The sequence below is a fragment of the Flavisphingomonas formosensis genome (assembly GCF_009755815.1).
GTDB lineage: Bacteria > Pseudomonadota > Alphaproteobacteria > Sphingomonadales > Sphingomonadaceae > Flavisphingomonas > Flavisphingomonas formosensis.
The window spans coordinates 534,440-552,687 of the sequence record NZ_WRPK01000002.1; the positions used below are offsets into that span (position 1 = coordinate 534,440).

Annotated in this window: 20 protein-coding genes; 12 read left to right on the forward strand and 8 right to left on the reverse strand. The window is 66.2% G+C overall.

Going from position 1 to position 18,248, the window contains the following annotated elements; all coding sequences use genetic code 11:
• Positions 1-23 precede the first annotated feature (23 nt).
• Entirely contained in the window at positions 24-653 is a 630-nt protein-coding gene (locus tag GQY20_RS08465; RefSeq protein ID WP_232475954.1) for an FMN-binding negative transcriptional regulator, read from the reverse strand.
• 168 nt (positions 654-821) lie between these two features.
• On the opposite strand from GQY20_RS08465, the gene pdxR reads away from it, so the two are divergent.
• Both pdxR and GQY20_RS08475 read left to right on the forward strand, forming a co-directional pair.
• Positions 822-2,291 (forward strand): MocR-like pyridoxine biosynthesis transcription factor PdxR, encoded by a 1,470-nt coding sequence (pdxR, locus tag GQY20_RS08470; protein ID WP_157216615.1) that lies wholly within the window; start codon positions 822-824, stop codon positions 2,289-2,291.
• Positions 2,292-2,366: 75 nt separating this feature from the next.
• Positions 2,367-2,813, forward strand: a complete 447-nt coding sequence (locus GQY20_RS08475; protein WP_157216616.1) for a nitroreductase family deazaflavin-dependent oxidoreductase — start codon at positions 2,367-2,369, stop codon at positions 2,811-2,813.
• Positions 2,814-3,439: 626 nt separating this feature from the next.
• On the opposite strand, the gene GQY20_RS08480 is transcribed toward GQY20_RS08475, so the two are convergent.
• On the reverse strand, positions 3,440-3,604 hold the full coding sequence (locus GQY20_RS08480; RefSeq protein WP_157216617.1) for a DUF1674 domain-containing protein: 165 nt from the start codon (positions 3,602-3,604) through the stop codon (positions 3,440-3,442).
• A gap of 71 nt (positions 3,605-3,675) precedes the next feature.
• On the opposite strand from GQY20_RS08480, the gene htpX reads away from it, so the two are divergent.
• The 5 genes from htpX to dinB all read left to right on the forward strand — a co-directional run bounded on the left by htpX (position 3,676) and on the right by dinB (position 9,468).
• Entirely contained in the window at positions 3,676-4,599 is a 924-nt protein-coding gene (gene htpX / locus GQY20_RS08485; RefSeq protein ID WP_157216618.1) for a zinc metalloprotease HtpX, read from the forward strand.
• A 53-nt stretch (positions 4,600-4,652) separates the two neighbouring features.
• Positions 4,653-5,933 carry an RsmB/NOP family class I SAM-dependent RNA methyltransferase gene (locus GQY20_RS08490; RefSeq protein WP_157216619.1) on the forward strand — a complete coding sequence of 427 codons (1,281 nt, stop codon included), beginning with the start codon at positions 4,653-4,655 and terminating at the stop codon, positions 5,931-5,933.
• Between the two features lie 137 nt (positions 5,934-6,070).
• Positions 6,071-7,120 (forward strand): aldo/keto reductase, encoded by a 1,050-nt coding sequence (locus tag GQY20_RS08495; RefSeq protein ID WP_157216620.1) that lies wholly within the window; start codon positions 6,071-6,073, stop codon positions 7,118-7,120.
• A 99-nt stretch (positions 7,121-7,219) separates the two neighbouring features.
• Positions 7,220-8,245 carry a sulfotransferase gene (locus tag GQY20_RS08500; protein ID WP_157216621.1) on the forward strand — a complete coding sequence of 342 codons (1,026 nt, stop codon included), beginning with the start codon at positions 7,220-7,222 and terminating at the stop codon, positions 8,243-8,245.
• A gap of 134 nt (positions 8,246-8,379) precedes the next feature.
• Positions 8,380-9,468, forward strand: coding sequence for a DNA polymerase IV (gene dinB, locus GQY20_RS08505; RefSeq protein ID WP_157216622.1), 1,089 nt, complete (start codon positions 8,380-8,382; stop codon positions 9,466-9,468).
• A gap of 9 nt (positions 9,469-9,477) precedes the next feature.
• On the opposite strand, the gene GQY20_RS08510 is transcribed toward dinB, so the two are convergent.
• The 3 genes from GQY20_RS08510 to GQY20_RS08520 all read right to left on the reverse strand — a co-directional run bounded on the left by GQY20_RS08510 (position 9,478) and on the right by GQY20_RS08520 (position 10,411).
• A complete protein-coding gene (locus GQY20_RS08510; RefSeq protein WP_157216623.1) occupies positions 9,478-9,660 on the reverse strand; it encodes a hypothetical protein in 183 nt (60 codons plus the stop codon).
• Positions 9,657-10,124, reverse strand: a complete 468-nt coding sequence (locus GQY20_RS08515) for a GreA/GreB family elongation factor (protein ID WP_157216624.1) — start codon at positions 10,122-10,124, stop codon at positions 9,657-9,659. Before GQY20_RS08515 ends, GQY20_RS08510 begins: the two co-directional genes overlap by 4 nt.
• 95 nt (positions 10,125-10,219) lie before the next feature.
• Positions 10,220-10,411: a hypothetical protein gene (locus GQY20_RS08520; protein ID WP_157216625.1), complete on the reverse strand. Its 192-nt coding sequence runs from the start codon at positions 10,409-10,411 to the stop codon at positions 10,220-10,222.
• Between the two features lie 107 nt (positions 10,412-10,518).
• Between GQY20_RS08520 and GQY20_RS08525 the strand changes: the two genes are divergently transcribed.
• From GQY20_RS08525 to GQY20_RS08540, 4 genes are all read left to right on the forward strand, one after another.
• Entirely contained in the window at positions 10,519-10,857 is a 339-nt protein-coding gene (locus GQY20_RS08525) for a YnfA family protein (RefSeq protein WP_157216626.1), read from the forward strand.
• 173 nt (positions 10,858-11,030) lie between these two features.
• A complete protein-coding gene (locus tag GQY20_RS08530; RefSeq protein WP_157216627.1) occupies positions 11,031-11,900 on the forward strand; it encodes an LLM class F420-dependent oxidoreductase in 870 nt (289 codons plus the stop codon).
• A gap of 111 nt (positions 11,901-12,011) precedes the next feature.
• Positions 12,012-12,419, forward strand: a complete 408-nt coding sequence (locus GQY20_RS08535; RefSeq protein WP_157216628.1) for a nuclear transport factor 2 family protein — start codon at positions 12,012-12,014, stop codon at positions 12,417-12,419.
• Positions 12,419-13,594 (forward strand): sulfotransferase family protein, encoded by a 1,176-nt coding sequence (locus GQY20_RS08540; protein ID WP_157216629.1) that lies wholly within the window; start codon positions 12,419-12,421, stop codon positions 13,592-13,594. The genes GQY20_RS08535 and GQY20_RS08540 overlap by 1 nt, the downstream gene beginning before the upstream one ends.
• Before the next feature lie 279 nt (positions 13,595-13,873).
• Here GQY20_RS08540 and GQY20_RS08545 read toward each other — a convergent pair whose 3' ends face one another.
• The 3 genes from GQY20_RS08545 to GQY20_RS08555 form a co-directional block, all read right to left on the reverse strand.
• Positions 13,874-14,650, reverse strand: coding sequence for an SOS response-associated peptidase family protein (locus tag GQY20_RS08545; protein WP_157216630.1), 777 nt, complete (start codon positions 14,648-14,650; stop codon positions 13,874-13,876).
• Between the two features lie 133 nt (positions 14,651-14,783).
• Positions 14,784-15,401: an outer membrane protein gene (locus GQY20_RS08550; RefSeq protein ID WP_157216631.1), complete on the reverse strand. Its 618-nt coding sequence runs from the start codon at positions 15,399-15,401 to the stop codon at positions 14,784-14,786.
• Positions 15,402-15,592: 191 nt separating this feature from the next.
• On the reverse strand, positions 15,593-16,291 hold the full coding sequence (locus GQY20_RS08555) for a TonB family protein (RefSeq protein ID WP_157216632.1): 699 nt from the start codon (positions 16,289-16,291) through the stop codon (positions 15,593-15,595).
• A gap of 213 nt (positions 16,292-16,504) precedes the next feature.
• On the opposite strand from GQY20_RS08555, the gene GQY20_RS08560 reads away from it, so the two are divergent.
• Positions 16,505-18,238 (forward strand): UGSC family (seleno)protein, encoded by a 1,734-nt coding sequence (locus GQY20_RS08560; RefSeq protein ID WP_157216633.1) that lies wholly within the window; start codon positions 16,505-16,507, stop codon positions 18,236-18,238.
• The last annotated feature ends 10 nt before the right edge of the window (positions 18,239-18,248 follow it).

Consider the following 18,248-nt stretch of genomic DNA (forward strand, 5'->3'; position numbering starts at 1 on the left):
GATCCGATCCTATGCCCGACGTCCTAGACGCGGTCCGCGTTGAAACGGCGCATCCAACGGGTCAGCGCCGCATCGGGATGGCGATCGAGGATGTCCCGCAGCATTTCCGGCCGTTCGTCCTGGCCGAGCTTGAAGCGGCCCTCGATCCGCATCGCTTCGGCGCGGAAAGCGATGATCGCGCGCTCCATCGGGCGATAGCGGGCGCCGAGCGACTCCGTCGTCCAGCCGGTCGGTTCGCTCCTCTCCATGGCAGCGAGAAGCTGGGCGAGCGCGGCATCACCGCCGTTCTCGACGAAGCGTACATCGGCTTCGATGCGAAGCTGCGCATAGTTCCAGGTCGGCCCCCAATCGGGATCGGACACGCGCGCGGGCGAGACATAGCCATGGGGGCCGGTGAACAGGATCAGCGCGCGCGGATCGGCGGCGAGCGCGGCATGAAGCGGATTGCGCCGCGCCATATGGCCGACCAACGCGACCAGCCGGCCCTCGCCATCGGTTTCGGCAAGCAGCGGGAGAAGCGAGGGCAGCCCCGCATCGGCAATGCGCGGGGTGATCCAGGCCATCGGATATTCGCCGATCAGATCGACGACGTCACTCGCCGCGAACCGATCGAAGGGCGATGGAGCATCGCCGGCTGCACGCGTCTCGGTCACCCTAGCCCTCGCCACCTTCAGGAACCCATCGACCATCGGCGCACCGCCGGCCCCCGACAAGCGCCAAGCGGGATAAATGCGGGGGACCAAGATGCAACCTTGCCTCCGGGCGCGGCATGGCTAGGCTGGGCCCTCGTTTTTCGATTTTTAGCCAGGGGAGAGGGGCCAATGCTGCGGCCCTGGAAAGTGGTGCTCGGCGAACGCATCGATCCGTCGCGTTCGACCCCGCTCTATCTACAGATCGCCCATGCGCTGATCCACGAGATCGAGCGCGGTCGTCTCGGCTCAGGCGATTTCCTGCCGAGCAGCCGCGATCTCGCTGCTGCGCTGGGCGTCAATCGCAAGACGGTGGTCCTCGCCTATGAGGATCTGATCGCACAGGGCTGGCTCATGTCGTCCGGCACCCGCGGCACGATGGTCTCCCAGTCGCTGCCCGATCCCCGGCGAACGCCGTCCGGCGATCCCGGCCGGGCGCCGGATGCGGCCGCCATGCCCGACTATCGCTTCCACGCGCCGCCCGCGCGACCGCTGGCGCTGCCTGCCGGCAAATGGCTGAAGCTGGACGAAGGCTCGCCCGACGGACGGCTGTTCCCCGCCGAGATGCTGACGCGCGCCTATCGTACCGCGATCAACCGGGCCTCGCGGGCCAACCGCCTGCTCTACCGCGATCCGCGCGGATCGCCGCTGCTGCGAGAGAAGATTGCGGAAATGCTGAAATCGGAGCGCGGCCTGCCGGTGACCGCGGAGAATATCTGCATCACCCGCGGCAGCCAGCACGGCATCTTTCTCGCCGCGCGTGCGCTCCTCTCGCCGGGCGACACGGTGCTGATGGAGGAGCTGACCTACGAACCCGCCGTCGCCGCGATCAACGCCTGCGGCGCAAAGCCCGTACCGGTGGGACTCGACGAGCAGGGCGCGGACGTCGACCATGTCGAGCAGCAATGCCGGGCGCACCGGGTGAAGGCGATCTTCCTGACGCCGCATCATCAGTTTCCGACCACCGTCGCGCTGCGCCCCGAGCGGCGGCTCCGCCTGCTCGAGCTCGCGCGCCAATTCGGTTTCGCGATCATCGAGGACGATTACGACCATGAATTCCATTTCCATTCACAGCCGCTGCTGCCGATGGCGAGCTACGCGCCGTCGCGCGTGATCTATGTCGGCTCGCTTTCCAAGCTGCTGCTGCCAGCGCTACGCATCGGCTATATCGCCGCCCCGCCCGCTTTCATCGACGCGGTGGCGCACGGCGTCTCGCTTACCGATGGCATGGGCAACACGCTGACCGAGGATGCCGCTGCCGAGCTGATCGAGAATGGCGAACTGCGCCGGCACGCGCGCAAGGCCAACCAAGTCTATGCCACCCGGCGACTCGCCTTCGCGGCGGCGCTCGACGAGGAACTGCGCGGCATCGTCGATCATCGCATGCCGGAGGGCGGCCTGGCCTTCTGGCTGACATTCCCGGATGCCGGCCGGCTGGACCGGATCGAGACGCGGGCACCGGAACTGGGGCTGAGCATCGCCGATTCACGCTCGTTCGCCACCAGACCCACAGCGCCGCGCGGCCTGCGCATCGGCTTCGCCAGCCTGCGCGAGGCGGAGGCGCGTGGCGCACTGCGCTTGCTGGCGCAGGCGGCGGGCTGACCTTCGCACCGGCCTGCCGATCTTGCACGACCATAGACCGAGCCGCATATTCAGCGCGCAAGCAAGGAACCGAACATGAGCATCTTGGACAAAGCACCCTGGATCCGCGAGCATATCGAACTCTACAAGCGCGATCCGATCAAGGCACACGACTTTGCTCCCGCGGGCCAGGGCGATCCCAAGCCCTCGCTGCTGCTGACGACGACCGGCCGCAAATCGGGCGAGAAGCATGATCTGCCGCTGATCTACGGCAAGGATGGCAATCGCTTCATCATCGTCGCCTCGATGGGCGGCGCGCCGGATCACCCCGGCTGGTACAAGAATTTGCGGGCGCATCCGGATGCCGAGATCCAGGTGGCGACGGCGCACCACGCCGTCCACGCGCGCGACGCCGAAGGCGAGGAGCGCAAGCGGCTCTGGGCGCTGATGGCCGACATTTTCCCGCCCTATGACGATTATGCGAAGCTCGCCGCCGGGCATCGCGAGATACCGGTGGTCATATTGGAACCGGCAAACGCCTGACCCGCTGCCGGGCCGAAGGCCCCGTTTCGGAAAGCGGCATCGGCATGAAATCGCAGGTCGCAAAGCCGCGCCTCGGATTTTTCCGATCCCGTCAATTTGCCGTTCAGATTGCCGGGGCTATTCGGCTCGCCGTCGGCCTTCCCCCCCTTTGGCCGACCCCCTGAACCTCGGCCCCGTCGTTGAGCTTGCTCCGACGGGGCCTTTTTTCCAGGCACTTACAGCACCGCGCAGAGGGTAGCCCGACGGGAACCGCGACCATGTCGTAGGGACGAAGTCACTGACGCCGCTGCCGCGCCGCCGGTCGTATCTCGAGATCGCCGCAGCGGGGCGATCATGGGCCTGGGCTATGCCCACGCACTGCGAAAAGAGCTGCGGCAGCCTGCCCGAACCCGACCGCCCGGCACATCGCGGCAACAATCCGCCCGCGTCTCTCAATATGTGGCTGGCTTGTAAAATTTGATGAAAACGCGGCGGACGACACCGTAGCGACTTCGTCAATTTGGCGTTCAGCCAGCCACGCCTAATGCGCTGCTCATCGGCCCTTCCCCCCTTGGGCCGACCCCTGAACCTCGGCCCCGCCGTTGAGCTTGCTCCGGCGGGGTCATTTTTCAAACTCACCAAGAATATCAGAAATCCACGGCGATTCCCTTGAGCTCCCAATCGCCGTAGCGGGTGGGATCGAGGCCGTTCGGATCGCCGTTCGGATTATGCTCGGCCTCCCGCGGCTCCGGTACCGGAGGGCTCTTGGAGAGGTGGGCGGGCGGCTTCACATGGGCAGGACGCTTGGCCATCGGATCGTCTCATTCGGATTGAAGATGAAAGGGCGTATCTCCACATTGTCGCTGCAAGGAGCAAAGGCAAGATGAGCGGTTTTCGGACTACCATGCTGCTGGCGGCGCTGACGGCGCTGTTCATGGGGCTGGGCTATACGCTGGGCGGATCGGGCGGCGCGATGATCGCGTTGGTCGTCGCGGCCGGCATGAACCTGTTCACCTACTGGAATGCGGACAAGATCGTGCTGTCGATGCACGGCGCCCGCGAGGTGGATGAGCAGAGCGCGCCGGATTTCGTCGGCCTCGTCCGCCAGCTCGCGATGCGTGCCGGCCTGCCCATGCCGCGGGTCTACATCATCGACAGCCCCCATCCCAACGCCTTCGCGACAGGTCGCAATCCGCAGAACGCGGCCGTCGCGGCGACCACCGGCCTGCTCGCCATGCTGAACCGGGACGAGATCGCAGGCGTGATGGCGCACGAGCTTGGCCATGTGCGCAACCGCGACACGCTGGTGATGACGATGACGGCGACGATCGCGGGCGCCATCTCGATGCTCGCCAACTTCGGTATGTTCTTCGGCCATGACCGCGAACGCGGCGGCAACATGCTGGCGACGATCGCGGCCATGCTGATCGCGCCCTTCGCCGCGATGATCGTGCAGCTCGCGATCAGCCGTACGCGCGAATATGGCGCCGACCGTGCCGGTGCGGAGATTTCGGGCAAGCCGCGCGCGCTCGCTTCCGCGCTGGCCAAGCTGGCGCAAGGAGCCGAACGCGTGCCCAATCCGGTGGCCGAGGCCAATCCCGCTGCGGCGGCGCTCTACATCGTGCCCGCGCTGAGCGGGCGGGGCGGCGACAGCCTGTTCTCGACCCATCCCGATACCGGCAACCGCATCGCCGCGCTGGAGGAGATGGCCGTGCGGATGGGCGGCCAGCCGGCCATGCCCGGCAGCGCCTCCGTGCCAGTTTCGCGCAAGCGGCGCAGCGCGCTCGATCCGCTTGGCCGCGGCTGAGCGCGCATTTCGCGGCTTGAACCGTCGGGCCGTTCCGGTCCAAGCGCTCCGGCGTGACCAAGGATAAAACCGAACCGCACGGCACGGCCAGCCGCCGCGCCGCGCTGCGCCTGCTCGATGCGGTATTGCGCAAGGGACTGCCGCTGGAAGCGGCGCTGGACGGCGCGACACGCGAGCTCGACCGGGCGGACGACCGCGCCTTTGCGCATGCCATCGCCGCCGAGACGCTGCGCCGCCTGCCCGATCTCGATGCGTTGATCGATTCCGCCACGCAGAAACCGCTGCCATATGATGCCAAGGCACGCTTCGCGCTCCGCATCGCGCTGAGCCAGGCACTGGCACTCGAGACGCCCGCCCATGCCGCGATCGCCACGGTGCTGCCGCTGGTCGACGGCGGCCCGCGCAAGCTCGTGCACGGCGTGTTCGGCGCGCTGATGCGCAAGCAGGCGACCCTGCCTGCCCTGCCCACTCTCCCCAAGCCGGTCGCCGCGCGCTGGCGCGGCAATTGGGGCCTCGCCACGGCCGAAGCGGCGCGCGCGCTCATCGCCGCGCCTCCGCCGATCGATCTCGCGCTCAAAAAGGTCGAGGCCACTGCCGAATGGGCCGAACGGCTGGGCGGCATCAGCCTTGCCCCCGGCCATGTGCGGATCGCCCGATCGGCCGGGATCAGCACGCTGCCCGGCTTTGCCGAAGGCGACTGGTGGGTGCAGGATATCGCCGCCTCGCTGCCGGCCCGGCTGCTCGGCGAGGGTGAGGGGCGGCACCTGCTCGATCTGTGCGCCGCACCCGGCGGCAAGACACTGCGCCTAGCCGCGGCCGGCTGGCGGGTGACGGCGCTCGATCTGTCCGAACCACGGCTTGTCCGTTTGCAGGAGAATCTGGCGCGCACCGGGCTTTCCGCCGAAACGATCGCGGCCGACCTCACCCTTTGGGCGCCGGAAGAGGCGGCCGACGCGGTGCTGCTCGATGCGCCCTGCTCCGCCACCGGCATCTTCCGCCGCCATCCCGACGTGCTTCACCGCGTCCGCGAGCGGGCGATCGGCGAGCTTGCCGAGCAGCAACGCGCCATGCTGCTGCGTGCGGCCGATTGGGTGAAGCCCGGCGGCACGCTGGTCTATGCGGTGTGCTCGCTGGAGCCGCGCGAAGGCGAGGCCGTTGCCGATGCGCTGATCGAGGCGCGGCCCGACTATGCGCTGCTGCCGGTCGAGAATGCGGAACTGCCGGACGGCCTCACGCCCGACCGGTCGGGCCGGGTGCGCGTGCTGCCGGGCATGTTGGCCGATCAAGGGGGCGCCGACGGCTTTTTCGTCGCCCGCTTCCGGCGCAAGGGCTGAGCGCGCCCGAGGCCGAACTTCACAGTCCTCGACGCTGGCGGATTCGCGCTGGGGGCGTCATGCCAGCTCCCGATGGGATCGACTTATCGAGCCCTGGCGTCGGCCTTGCGCGGCGCGCGAAGACGAGGGAGAGAGAAATGCGCTACAGGCTGCACGGGCGATCGGGGCTGCGCGTATCGGAGCTGTGCCTCGGCACCATGACGTTCGGCGAGGGTGCGAGCTGGAGCGCAGACGCGGCCGAAAGCCGGGCGATGTTCGATGTCTTTGCGGAAGCGGGCGGCACCTTCATCGACACCGCCCACATGTATATGAACGGCGAGAGCGAAAGGCTGGTTGGGGATTTCATCCGGGCCGATCGCGAACATTTCGTCGTGGCGACGAAATATACGCCCGATGCGGGGCCCGACATCTCAAAATCCGGCAACAGCCGCAAGGTGATGCGCCGCTGCGTCGAGGAATCGCTCACCCGCCTCGGCACGGATCATATCGACTTGTATCTGCTGCACTATTGGGACGGCACGACGCCGATCGAGGAGATCATGCGCGGGCTGGATGATCTCGTCTCCGCCGGCAAGGTGACCTATATCGCCGTCTCCGACGTGGCGGCCTGGCAGATTTCACGCGCCAACATGCTGGCCGATCTGCGCGGCTGGGCGCCGTTCATCGGCATGCAGATCGAATATAGCCTCTTGCAGCGAACCGCGGAGCGCGAGCTGATTCCGATGGCCGAGGAGCTGGACATGGGGGTGACCGCCTGGTCGCCGCTGGCCGGGGGCATACTTTCCGGTAAATATCTGGGAAGCAGTGAGACGGGGCCGGCCCGGCGGACCCGGGCCGACATTCCGCAGCATAGCCTGGAAGTCGCGGAGCTGGTGGCCGACATCGGACGGCAGATCGGCCGCAGCCCCTCTCAGGTCGCGCTGGCAGCCCTGATGCAGCTGCGGCCCGAGGCGGGCGTGATACCCATTATCGGCGGGCGCACCGCGGCACAGCTCAAGGACAATCTCGGCTGTATCGAATTCCGTCTGGATGCCGACCAGCTCAAGGCCATCGACGGGAAGACCCCGGTGGAGATGGGCTTCCCCTACACCACCATCGATCATCCCTTCATGATCGATCTCGCTTTCGGCACGGGCAATCGGCAAAAGCTCGACAATCATCGCGCGCGCCGGCTGGGACGGCAGTAGCATCGCGACCGCGCAATTTGAAATCTGCTGTCGTGCCGGAAACGAAACGCCGCCGAGTGCGTTGCCCGAACGAACAGAACAGCGCCGGCAGGATTTTTGATGACGAGCCGTTCCGCAGCGATCGCCCGGCGGTGCGCGCGTGCGCCCGTGATCGCGCATGTCGGCTTCCACAAGACCGCGACGAGTTGGTTCCAGCGCATCTTCTATCCCCGCGTCAGCACCCATAGGCTGATCGACCGGGTGGCCGTGCGCGGCGCGATGCTGGCGGGCGACGCCTATCATTTCGATCCGGCCGAAGCGCGCGCGCGTCTCGACATAGATGCCGGTCCGGCGATCCTGTGCGACGAAGATCTGTCGGGCGTGCTCCACAATGGCGGCCTGCTGACCACTTTCCTCGCAAGCGCGCTCGCCGACCGGCTGTACGCCGTCATCCCCGAAGCCGCGATCGTGCTGTTCGTGCGCGAACAGACGGCGATGGCAGCCGCCTGCTACCATCAATATGTTCGCGAGGGCGGCACCGCATCGATCAGTCGCTATCTCTTCCCCGACCAGCATCGCCATCTCGCCAAGGTACGGCCATTCAAGACGCCGCGCTTCGATTTCGCGCAGATGGACTATGCCGGGCTCATCCAGCGCTACGACTCGCTGTTCGGGCGGGATCGGGTGCACGTCTTCGCCTATGAGGCATTCGCCCGCGATCCGGCCGGCTTCCTGGCTGATTATTGCGAGCGGCTGGGCATGGAGGCGGAGCCCGCGTCCGACGGTGACTATGCGGTGAACGCATCCCATCGCCGGGGCACGCTGGCCCTGGCGCGGGTGCTGAACCTGTTCACCGAGCGGTCGGTGGCCGACAAGCGAGTGCTGCTCCACATTCCCTATTGGTACGGGCTTCGCAAAAGGCTGCTGCGAGGGCTCGACGCGCTGCCGCTGATGGGCGCCCGGCCGGAAGCCGAAGCTCTGCTCGGGCCACAGACCACGGCCTGGATTCGCGGCCGCTTCGCACCGATGAACCGCTGGCTGGCCGATCGGATGGGCCTCGATCTCGTCGATCTCGGCTATGCGCTGGATGCCGAACCGGCAGCCCGGCCTGCGCGGCCGGCGATGCTGCGCGCGATGCGCAACTGAAGGCGACGGTGCCAAGCCGCACGGCCGCGGCAAGAACCCGTGTAAAGCCGGGCTTGCTCTAAGCCTTTGCGTGGAAAACCGGTTCCCACTTGGCCGCACGATGCTCTAGGATCGGGCGACAAGCCGCCCGCAGCATGCCCGAAGAACCCGCCCCGCCGCTCCGCAAGATCATCCATATCGACATGGATGCCTTTTACGCGTCGGTCGAGCAGCGCGACGATCCGGCGCTGCGTGGGCGGCCGCTGGCCGTCGGCTACGGCCAGGCACGAGGCGTGGTGGCAGCGGCAAGCTATGAGGCGCGCGCCTTCGGGGTGCGATCGGCGATGCCATCGACGACGGCGCTGAGGCGTTGCCCCGATCTCGTCTTCGTGCCGCCGCGCTTCGACGTCTATCGCGCGGTATCGGGTGAAATCCATCGCATCTTCGCCGATTATACCCCGCTGATCGAACCGCTTTCGCTCGACGAGGCCTATCTCGACGTGACCGAGGATGTACGCGGGCTCGGCTCGGCGCGCGCGATCGCCGTAGAGATACGCGCGCGCATCCGCGCCGACACGGGCCTGACCGCTTCGGCAGGCGTGTCCTACAACAAGTTCATCGCCAAGCTGGCGTCGGACCAGAACAAACCCGACGGCCTCTGTGTCATTCCGCCATCGCGCGGCCCCGATTTCGTCGCGGCACTGCCGGTGCGGCGTTTTCATGGCGTGGGCCCGGTGACGGCGGCACGCATGGAGAAGCTCGGCATAGTCACCGGAGCGGACCTGCGTGATCGCTCGCTCGCCTTCCTTCAGGAGCATTTCGGCAGCCATGCCGCCTATCTCCATGGTGCGGCGCGCGGCGAGGATGACCGGCCCGTGCGGCCCGATCGTCCGCTCAAGTCGGTCGGCGCCGAACGGACCTTCGACACCGATCTGATCGAGCCTGAGGCGCTGTTCGCCGCGCTCGATCGCGTCGCCGAGGCGGCGTGGACGCGGATCCAGCGCTATGACGCCCGCGGGCGCACCGCGACGCTCAAGGTCCGCTTCTCCGATTTCCGGACGATCACCCGCGCGCGATCCACCGCGGGCGGCTATGCGGACTATGCGGCCTTTCTCGGCGCGGGGCGGGATCTGCTGAAAGCGCTCTTCCCATTGACCCACGGGATCAGGCTGCTCGGCCTCACCCTTTCCGGCATCGCGGACGAGCGCGAAGCGGACATGCTGCAACCGACGCTTCCCTTATAGCGGCCGGCTCTAACGCAATTTCGCTATGGACAACCCATCCAGCTTCGCGCGCTCCTTCACCGATTCCTCGCTGCGGGTAAGCGCCTTGGCGATAGCCTTCAGCGCCATGCCCTTCTTGGCCAGCGTGTGGAGCTTCTGGATCTCATCCGGCCGCCAGGGCTGGCGGTGGCGTTCGAAACGATCGCCACTCATAGCAGTTCATTCTCCACGTTCAGAACCTCGATCGCTTCGCTGGTGCCGTTGAAATCGACTCGATCGCCCTCAGCCGCACCCATCAGCGCGCGGGCGAGCGGCGCCGAGAAGGCAATGCGGCTGGTGGCGGGATCGGCTTCGTCTCCGCCGACGATCGACACCTCGCGCACCGCGCCGCCGAGCCGGATGCGCACGTGCGAACCGATGCCCACCTCCCCCTCGGCCGGCGCCGGTGCGATCTGCGCCGTCGCAAGCCGGGTGATCCAATAGCGCAGGTCCCGTTTCAGGGAGTCGCGCGCCTCATCCTTCGTTTCGGCGGCGATCTCGCTCTCCAGCGCCGCCACCCGCTGCTGCAGCAGGGTCAGGCCGCGCTCGGTGACGAGGTTGGGTCCTGGCGGAATGGGGATTTCGAACTTCGGTTCCTTATGTTCGTCGTCGCTCTCGCGACGGAAGGCTACGCTCATCCTCGGTCTTCTTCATCCGCTGCTGCACGGGCCGGGAGCCCGCCGAAACGTCCCTACTGGCGTGGAGTGGAGGCGGCGGCAAGCCGCCCTGACGATCAGGACGGATAAGGCCGGCCGTCGGGATCGCGATAAATCTCCGCCGGCGGAGTGTCTGCGCTGGCCGCCTCCGCCTCGGGATCGTCATCGCCCAGGTCGCGAACGTCCTCGATGCTCTCGGGGAGGCGATCGTGACGCGCCCTCCTGTCCTTGGGCAGCGGATGATGGGGCTTGGCCGTCTCGCTTGGCATCGCATTCTCTCCCTTCGGCCGCATCAACGCCCGGACGGAGCGGAAAGTTCGCGGGAGGCCTGCCGGCGGGCCACGACAGGCCGGTGGTGCGCTGCTAGCGCTGCCCGATGCCCATGCTGCTCCACTCCGCGACCATCTATGTCAGCGCCGCCCTGGCCGAGATCGCCGGCTGCTTCGCTTTCTGGGCGTGGCTGCGGCTCGGCAAATCGGCCCTGTGGCTGATCCCCGGCGGCGCCTCGCTGGCGCTCTTCGCCTGGCTGCTCACCCTGGTCGACAGCGACCAGGCAGGCCGCGCCTATGCCGCCTATGGAGGCATCTACATCTGCTCCGCGCTGCTCTGGTTATGGGTTGCGGAAGGCGTCCGGCCGGATCGCTGGGATCTGGCAGGCGCCGCACTGTGCCTGATGGGCGCTGCCGTCATCCTCCTCGCGCCGCACCGGAGTTAGGGCGCCTCTCCGCCTCTTTCCTGCGTGAAAGCTGAGGAGATCATGAAAACGGCCACGATTTGCGCACGCGGCCGGAATCGGTGGACGGCGGCCTCCCGGCATGCTCGGTTGCGGGAAAAGAATGATAGTCGCGGCCAGCCCGGGGATGGGATTGGGCAAGCAGAGGAGAGACCATGAAGTTCACGCTTTCGGCAGCGTTCACGGCCGTCACCGCGCTGCCGCGCATCGCCATTGCCGCCGACGAGGCCGGCTGGGCGATGATCACGACGTCCGACCACGTCGTGAATCCCAAGGAGCTGAAGACCCCCTATCCCTACACGGCCGACGGGTCGCGCCGCTGGCCCGAGAAGACCGACTGGCCGGACCAGCTGGTGACGATGGGCGCGCTCGCCACCATCACCAAGCAGATCCAGTTCACCACCAACGCCTTCGTGCTGCCGATGCGCAGCCCCTATCTGGTCGCCAAGGCGCTCTCGACCGTCTCGGTGCTGTCGAACAACCGCGCCGTGCTGACCGTCGGCGTCGGCTGGTCGCGCGACGAGTTCGAGATTCTCGGCGAGGATTTCTCGACGCGCGGCAAGCGCACCGACGAGATGATCGAGATCATGCGCCTGCTGTGGACCGGCGATTATGTCGAATATCATGGCAAGCACTACGATTTCCCGCCGGTGGAGATGAACCCCAAGCCCGCGGGTCATATCCCGATCTGGTCGGGCGGCATCTCCGAAGCGGCGCTGAAGCGCGTCGCGCGGGTGACCGAGGGTTGGCTGTCGGACCTGCAGCCGGCCGCCGACATCGTCGCCTCGATCAAGCGGATCCGGGAGCTGCGCAAGGATTATGGCCGAGAGGACGCGCCGCTCGAGGTGCTCGCCTCGCCGATGGACGTGTTCGATGTCGACGGCTACCGGCGGCTCGAGGATGAGGGCGTGACCCACATTCTGATGCAGCCCTGGATGGTCTATCATCCCGGCACGCAGGACGTGGGCGTGATGGTCGACGACATCAAGCGCTATGCGGACGACGTGATCGCGAAGCTGAGCTGAAAAGCAACGTCATCCCAGCGCAAGCTGGGATCGCTCGAAGCAGGCGAACGGCTCGCGGTGGAGAATGATCCCAGCTCGCGCTGGGATGACGATAGACAAGGAGAGGAAAACATGGCCGATCTCGAAGCCAACAAGGCGCTCGCCCGCCGCTATTTCGACCTCTATGCGGGCGGCGATCCGAAGGCGGCGCTCGCGCTGCTGACCGAGGACGCGACCTGGTCGGTTCCCGGCAAGTCCGAGCTTGCCGGCACACAGACGAAGGCGCAGGTCGAGGCGATGCTGACCGGCGAGCTGCCGTTCGACGGCCCGCTGAGCTTCACCTTCCACGACATGATCGCCGAGGGCGACCGCGTCGCCGTCCAGATCGAGAGCCACGGCAAGATCAAGAACGGCACGACCTACAATAATTTCTACGTCTTCATCTTCACCATCAAGGACGGGCGCATCACCCATGTGCTCGAGCAGACCGACACCCTCTATTCCTTCCGCACCCTCATCGAACCCTTTCAGGCAGGCTGATGACCGACCATCCGATTCCCGCCCCGGCCGAGCTGATGGCCGAGGCTTCCAATCTGACCGGCCTTTCCGATTTCGGCCCGAGCGACTGGTTCCTGACCCCGCTCGGCATCGAGGTGGATTCGATCAACGCCGAGGCGCGGCTCAATGAATCCGGCGCGGTGGTGCAGCGCAGCCGGCTGGTCGGCGCGCTCGCCAATCGCCTCCGGCTGTTCGAGGCGATCCGCAGGCATCCCGAGATCGCGACCCAGCCGATCAAGGTCGCCGGCGTGCTGCTCGGCCTCTCGCGCTCGGGCACGACGATGATGCACCGGCTGCTCAACAGCGTGCCGAGCATCACCGCGATGAAATGGTGGGAAACGCACCATCCGGCTACGCTTGAGGACGAGGTGCAGGGCCAGCCGACCGGCAGGCGCGCCCAGGCCCAGGCGCTGTTCGATCATATGCTGGCGACGATCCCGGACCTCATGTCGATCCACCCGATGTCGGTGGACTATGTCGACGAGGAGATCACGGTGCTCGACCAGAGCTTCATGAGCACCACGCCTGAAAGCTTCCTGTGGATCCCGACCTACGCCAAATGGCTGGAAACCGCCGATCATCAGCCCGCCTATGACGAGCTGGTGCTGTGGCTGCGCTATCTGCAATGGCAGGATCCGGCGCGCGAGGGCGCGGTGTGGATGCTGAAGACGCCCAACCATATCGCGGCGACGGCGGCCGCGCTGAAGGCGTTCCCGGACGCGACCTTCATCATGACGCACCGCGATCCGGTGCGCGCCATCCCGTCCTATTGCAGCATGGTCTCCTCGCTCTACCGGATGAGTTCGGACCATGTCGACCTGCAGGCGATCGGCCGGCACTGGCAGCATCGCTGGTCCTCGGCGCTGCGCCAGCTCTTCGCGCTGCGCGACGCCGATCCGGCCGTCGACGCCCGCTTCCTCGACCTGCGCTATGACGACATCGTCAAAGCGCCGATGGAGCAGATCGCCAAGGTCTATGCGCGCATCGGCAAGACGATGACCGCGGAGGACGAAGCCACGATGGTCGCGTGGATGAACGGCAATGCCCGGGACAACCGGCCGGCGCACGAATATGCGCTGGAACAGTTCGGCCTGACCGAAGACGGATTGAAGGAGACCTTCGGCTTCTACCGGAAACGCATGTGGCCGGAGAAATGAGGCAGGCTCGGCGGGTGGAACGCCGCACGACCGGAAGAAGACCGCCTCGCTCCACGACCGCATAATCATGGTAGCTGGCGTCATCCCGGCCATAGCCATTATGGGTGTGGCGGATGCCCGGCGAGTGAGAACATAGGATCCGGCCCCTGGCGCTGCGGCGGACGGCATCGTCCCAGCGGAAAGTGCTGCGGCTCACGATGTTTCAGCCATTAGGAGACAACGCCCACCGGCGCCGGCATTCGGCAGGTCATGGCGGAGAGCTGATCCGCGTGGCTGCGATCATTGCCCGAGCCCGCGCCGTCGCGCCTCGGCCAGGATGCGCTCGCGCGCAATCGAACCCGGCTTGGCCGCGCGATAGGCGCCGCGCAGATCCTCGTCCGTCATATCGGGAAAGCGCGCTTCCAGATCGGCATGATCGGGATTGGGGCCGAGCGCCATCAGCTGGGAGGGAAAGGGCGCCTGCAGTGTGATCGCCCCGTCGAAACCTGCGGAGAGCCAGCGGTCATAATCCTCCGGCTGCAGGATTACGGGCATCGCCTTGGGATGGAGCGGCGCGACCAGCGGATTGGGATCGCAGGTGAGGAAGGAATAGACCGGGCCATGATCGGCATCGGGCTTCCAGATGCCCGCGAAACAGGCGACGGCCCGACCGGGCTGGAGAAACCACCAGTTCAGATCATCGGTCCCTCCGCGCGCGGCGGCTGCCTTCGGCTCGGCGAAGGTAGTGAAGGGCACCAGGCAATGATGGGCGGGATCGGAAACCCACGGTTTCCAAAGGCCGAGGGTGAGATTACGCGCATTGGTGTAATATTTGTCCCAGACCCAGGGAGACTGGCCTTCCTTCGCCTTGGTCTTGCGCGGCCTTTTTCCTTCCGGAAAGCCCCAGACCATGCGCTTCAGCACCAGCCGTCCGTCCTCGCGGACGAGCACCGGCGCAGGCTTGCCTGGTGAGGCATAGACCTTGTCGAGGGCGAGATGCTGCCGCCAGACGTCCTCCGCCTTGTAATAGTCGGGCAGTTCCCAGCCCTTTGTCGGCAGACGATAGAGATTGCACATGACGCGATGTCATGGCTGCGGCGGCGGCGTGTCAACTGCGCGGGGCTGCGCAAGCCTTCGGGCCGTATCGCAAGGCCGCCGATTGACGCGGCCGTGGAGGCGGGAGCGCCCTATGAGCGCTCCCGGTACGTAATCAGAAGCGGTAGCCGATGCCGCCGACAACCTGATTACGGTTCAGATGCAGACTGAGATCCGTGTAGTCGTCGCGAACCGTCTTGTAATGCGTATAGCGATATTCCGCCTTCAGATAGACATTGCTGCTGAGCGCATATTGCGTGCCGACACCAACCCGGATGCCGCCGCGGTTCGCACCCTCGGAGAAGTTGTTGGACGGATACAGATAGTCCTTATAGGTCAGCTTCGCGCGGCCATTCGCATAAGCGACCTTTGCGTAGACCAGCGCAACCTTGCTGACGACCGCACCAGCGCGCACGCCGGCCTCGAAATTGCGGCCAGCCTTGAGGCAAGCCCGGTCGTCGCCATAGACTTCGGTGCATTCCTTGGCCGTCGAGAAATCGACGCCGGCGTAAGGCCCGAATACGAAGCCGCCGCTCTGATAGTCCCAGCCTGCTTCGACACCGTAGTTGAAGCCCGTCTTATGACCCTTCAACGAGTCATAGCCGTCGCTGATCTTCGCACCAATGCGATCCCAGCCACCGTTGACCTCGACGCGGAAGCCGTCGAAGGTGTCGGCAAAAGCCGGCGCAGCCACGAACAGCGCCGCGGCAGACGCAATAGCAAATTTCATCATGTCGAAAAACTTCCCCTGAATCACAATATATTAGCGGCCATTATTGACCTGCGCGCCCCGAGCGGGGCCCTTAGATGCCGCGGCGCATCATTGCAACCCGGTAATATGCCATAACGGATACGAAAGGGCTTTCGCACAATAGCTTACCCGCTCAGCAGCCCCATTTTTCGGCGTTTTGCGGAAAACCGCACCTATCCGCCGCCAAGGTGCCGGAGCAGCTCCCCTTCGGGTTTCAGCACGTCGATGAACAGCCTCTCCGGCGTCTTGCGACATGTCTCTACCGCGGCGCGCCAGCGCTCGTCGAAATCGCGATTGACCTTGCCCATCGCGGAGGGATCCAGTTCGCCCTTTGCCGTGCGGCTCTTGGCGATCATCGAGAAACCGAGCGTCATCAGATAGAAATCGTCATGCGCATCGGCGGGCCAGGTGGCGTACCACCAGTCATAGTCGCGCACCACCTGATCGCAGCGATAACGCAGCACACCGCCGCCCTTGCCCGGCCCCTTGGCATTGCTGAATTCGAACGGCATGCGAACCGGTACCGCGATCGCGGTCCCCGCCGCATCCCGCGCCGGATCGAACAGGCTCGCCTGCGCGGCGGCGAGCGCGGCGGCGTCGAGCCGCGCGGAGCGGGTGCTCAGCGCTATGCTGGCCTCCGTCATGCGCCCGTCCGCGCCGACGATGCCGGAAACGATCGCCTTGCCGAACTCGCCCGCCTCCCGCGCACCCTCCGGGAATTCCGCTTCCGGGCCGGACTTGAAGACGGGCGGTGCCTTCATCGCCGCGCGGTTCGCCCGCGCAGCCGCCATGGCCGCCGTCTCGGCAACGGCGCCCGTGGCAGTATCCGGCGCAGCGGCAGCCAAGACGAACATCAGGAGGCCCGGCACCATCACGCACCATCTCCGACCAGGGTCATCGAAGGCGCAGCATAGCGAGGCGATGCGCGACCGTCATCGTCGGCACGGCCCGATCTTCTGGCCTCATTTCACTATCGACGCCCTGCGGAAACGGCGCTTCGTGGCGACGCGCCCACGAGCGCCATGATATGTTCGGAACGAGAAGCGCCGATATGAACCGGCAAAGCATAGCGAGAGGATGACCCAATGCACGGCACGGTGACGCAGGCCAGCCTTACCATCGTCAATCCCGTCGCGGAGGCGCAGACCGACGTCGATCCGACGACCCGCTTCAAGCCCGCGCCGCGGCCCGCCACGCTCGACGGCAAGACGGTGGCGCTCTACTGGAACGGCAAGCAGAACGGGCTCGACGCGCTGGCCCAGGCCAAGCTTCGCCTGTCCGAGCGGTTCAGGGACGTGCGCTTCATCGAGCTGACCGGCGAAATGGGCGGGGTGCTGCGCTACATGTCGCCCGAGCAGCTCGACCATGTCGCCGCCGAAGCCGATGCCGCCGTCTGCACCACCGCGGATTGCGGCAGCTGTACGAGCTGGCTGATGCGCGACCTCTGCGAGCTGGAAAAACGCGGCGTGCCCGCGGTCGGCTTCACCGCGGTGATCTTCGACGAGGATTCGCGCTTCTCCTGCAAGACCTTCGGCGTGCCTGAGGCGGTGCCGCTGATCGTGCCGCACTGCTTCTCGAACAAGTCCACCGCTGAGATCGGCGAGATGGTGGACGGCGTGTTCGACCGGCTGGTCGACGCGCTGACCGTCGATCGCACGATCATGGAGGCGCCGCCGCAGTTCGACAGCCTCGTCCTCGACAATGCGCCCGAGCTGGTCTTCCACGGCGAGGACCTGATGGACGCGTTCGAGACGATGCAGCGCCGCTTCGTGCGCAACGGCTGGTCGGACGGGCTGCCGCTGATGCCGCCGACCCATGCCAAGGTGGAGGCGATGATCGCCGCATCGGGCCGCGACGGATCCGAGGTGGTCGGCCTGTTCGCGCCCGGCTTCGGCGTCGGCACGGTACGCAAGATCGCGGCCAATGCGGTGATGGCGGGATGCCGGCCGGAGATGATGCCGGTGATCATGGCCACGGTCGATTGCGTGCTCGATCCGTCGCTCGGCCTGCGCACCTGGGCGATGTCGACCGGGCCGCAAGCGCCGCTGATCTGCGTCTCCGGCCCGATCGCCGACGAGATCGGCATGAATCGCGGCATCTGTGCGCTCGGGCCGGGCTCGATCAGCGAGGTGAACGTCGTGATCGGCCGTGCGCTCCGGCTGATCGTGATGAATGTCGGTCTCTCCTACCCCGGCATATCGGACATGGACACGATCGGCTCCTCGATGAAATTCTCCGCCTGCGTGGCCGAGAATGAGGATCGCACGCCCTGGGCCTCGTGGCGCGAGCAGATGGGCTTTTCCAAGGACGAGAGCACCGTCACGGTGAACGTGCCCTATGGCATGACCGAATTCTTCGATTTCAAGAACACGACCTGCGAAGGCTTGGTCGATACGCTGGCGACGCTGACCGCCAACACCTGCGGATCGCCCTCGATGGGCGAGTGGCTGATCAAGAAGGATGCGCCGCTCTCCGCCGGCTATCCCTTCCACGGCAAGGTCTCGAACCTGATGCTGCTGGCGCCCGACCATGCCGACGTGTTCGCGCGCGGCGGTTGGGGGCCGCAGGACATAGCGGAGGCGATCCACCGCCGCACCAAGCTCAGCTTCGCCGACCTGATGCTCAACCAGGAATATGACAGCTTCCGCACATCCCACCCCGAGCTTGCCTGGCTGGAGGATGCGCCCGAGACGCTGGTCAACGTGATGCCCGGCGTCGACAGCTGGGAATTCTTCGTGGTGGGCGCATCGGCCGGCCGCAGCCAATATTGCTTCGGCGGCACCCATTCGGTGACCAAGCCGGTGAAGGCGGCCGGCTGATCGGGAAAAC

Bases quoted from the DNA above. Each gene is read 5' to 3' on its own strand.
- pdxR (WP_157216615.1), top strand. From the start codon at position 822: ATGCTGCGGCCCTGGAAAGTGGTGCTCGGCGAACGCATCGATCCGTCG.
- GQY20_RS08475 (WP_157216616.1), top strand. From the start codon at position 2,367: ATGAGCATCTTGGACAAAGCACCCTGGATCCGCGAGCATATCGAACTC.
- GQY20_RS08480 (WP_157216617.1), bottom strand. From the start codon at position 3,604: ATGGCCAAGCGTCCTGCCCATGTGAAGCCGCCCGCCCACCTCTCCAAG.
- htpX (WP_157216618.1), top strand. From the start codon at position 3,676: ATGAGCGGTTTTCGGACTACCATGCTGCTGGCGGCGCTGACGGCGCTG.
- GQY20_RS08495 (WP_157216620.1), top strand. From the start codon at position 6,071: ATGCGCTACAGGCTGCACGGGCGATCGGGGCTGCGCGTATCGGAGCTG.
- GQY20_RS08500 (WP_157216621.1), top strand. From the start codon at position 7,220: ATGACGAGCCGTTCCGCAGCGATCGCCCGGCGGTGCGCGCGTGCGCCC.
- dinB (WP_157216622.1), top strand. From the start codon at position 8,380: ATGCCCGAAGAACCCGCCCCGCCGCTCCGCAAGATCATCCATATCGAC.
- GQY20_RS08510 (WP_157216623.1), bottom strand. From the start codon at position 9,660: ATGAGTGGCGATCGTTTCGAACGCCACCGCCAGCCCTGGCGGCCGGAT.
- GQY20_RS08515 (WP_157216624.1), bottom strand. From the start codon at position 10,124: ATGAGCGTAGCCTTCCGTCGCGAGAGCGACGACGAACATAAGGAACCG.
- GQY20_RS08520 (WP_157216625.1), bottom strand. From the start codon at position 10,411: ATGCCAAGCGAGACGGCCAAGCCCCATCATCCGCTGCCCAAGGACAGG.
- GQY20_RS08525 (WP_157216626.1), top strand. From the start codon at position 10,519: ATGCCCATGCTGCTCCACTCCGCGACCATCTATGTCAGCGCCGCCCTG.
- GQY20_RS08530 (WP_157216627.1), top strand. From the start codon at position 11,031: ATGAAGTTCACGCTTTCGGCAGCGTTCACGGCCGTCACCGCGCTGCCG.
- GQY20_RS08535 (WP_157216628.1), top strand. From the start codon at position 12,012: ATGGCCGATCTCGAAGCCAACAAGGCGCTCGCCCGCCGCTATTTCGAC.
- GQY20_RS08540 (WP_157216629.1), top strand. From the start codon at position 12,419: ATGACCGACCATCCGATTCCCGCCCCGGCCGAGCTGATGGCCGAGGCT.
- GQY20_RS08545 (WP_157216630.1), bottom strand. From the start codon at position 14,650: ATGTGCAATCTCTATCGTCTGCCGACAAAGGGCTGGGAACTGCCCGAC.
- GQY20_RS08550 (WP_157216631.1), bottom strand. From the start codon at position 15,401: ATGATGAAATTTGCTATTGCGTCTGCCGCGGCGCTGTTCGTGGCTGCG.
- GQY20_RS08555 (WP_157216632.1), bottom strand. From the start codon at position 16,291: ATGGTGCCGGGCCTCCTGATGTTCGTCTTGGCTGCCGCTGCGCCGGAT.
- GQY20_RS08560 (WP_157216633.1), top strand. From the start codon at position 16,505: ATGCACGGCACGGTGACGCAGGCCAGCCTTACCATCGTCAATCCCGTC.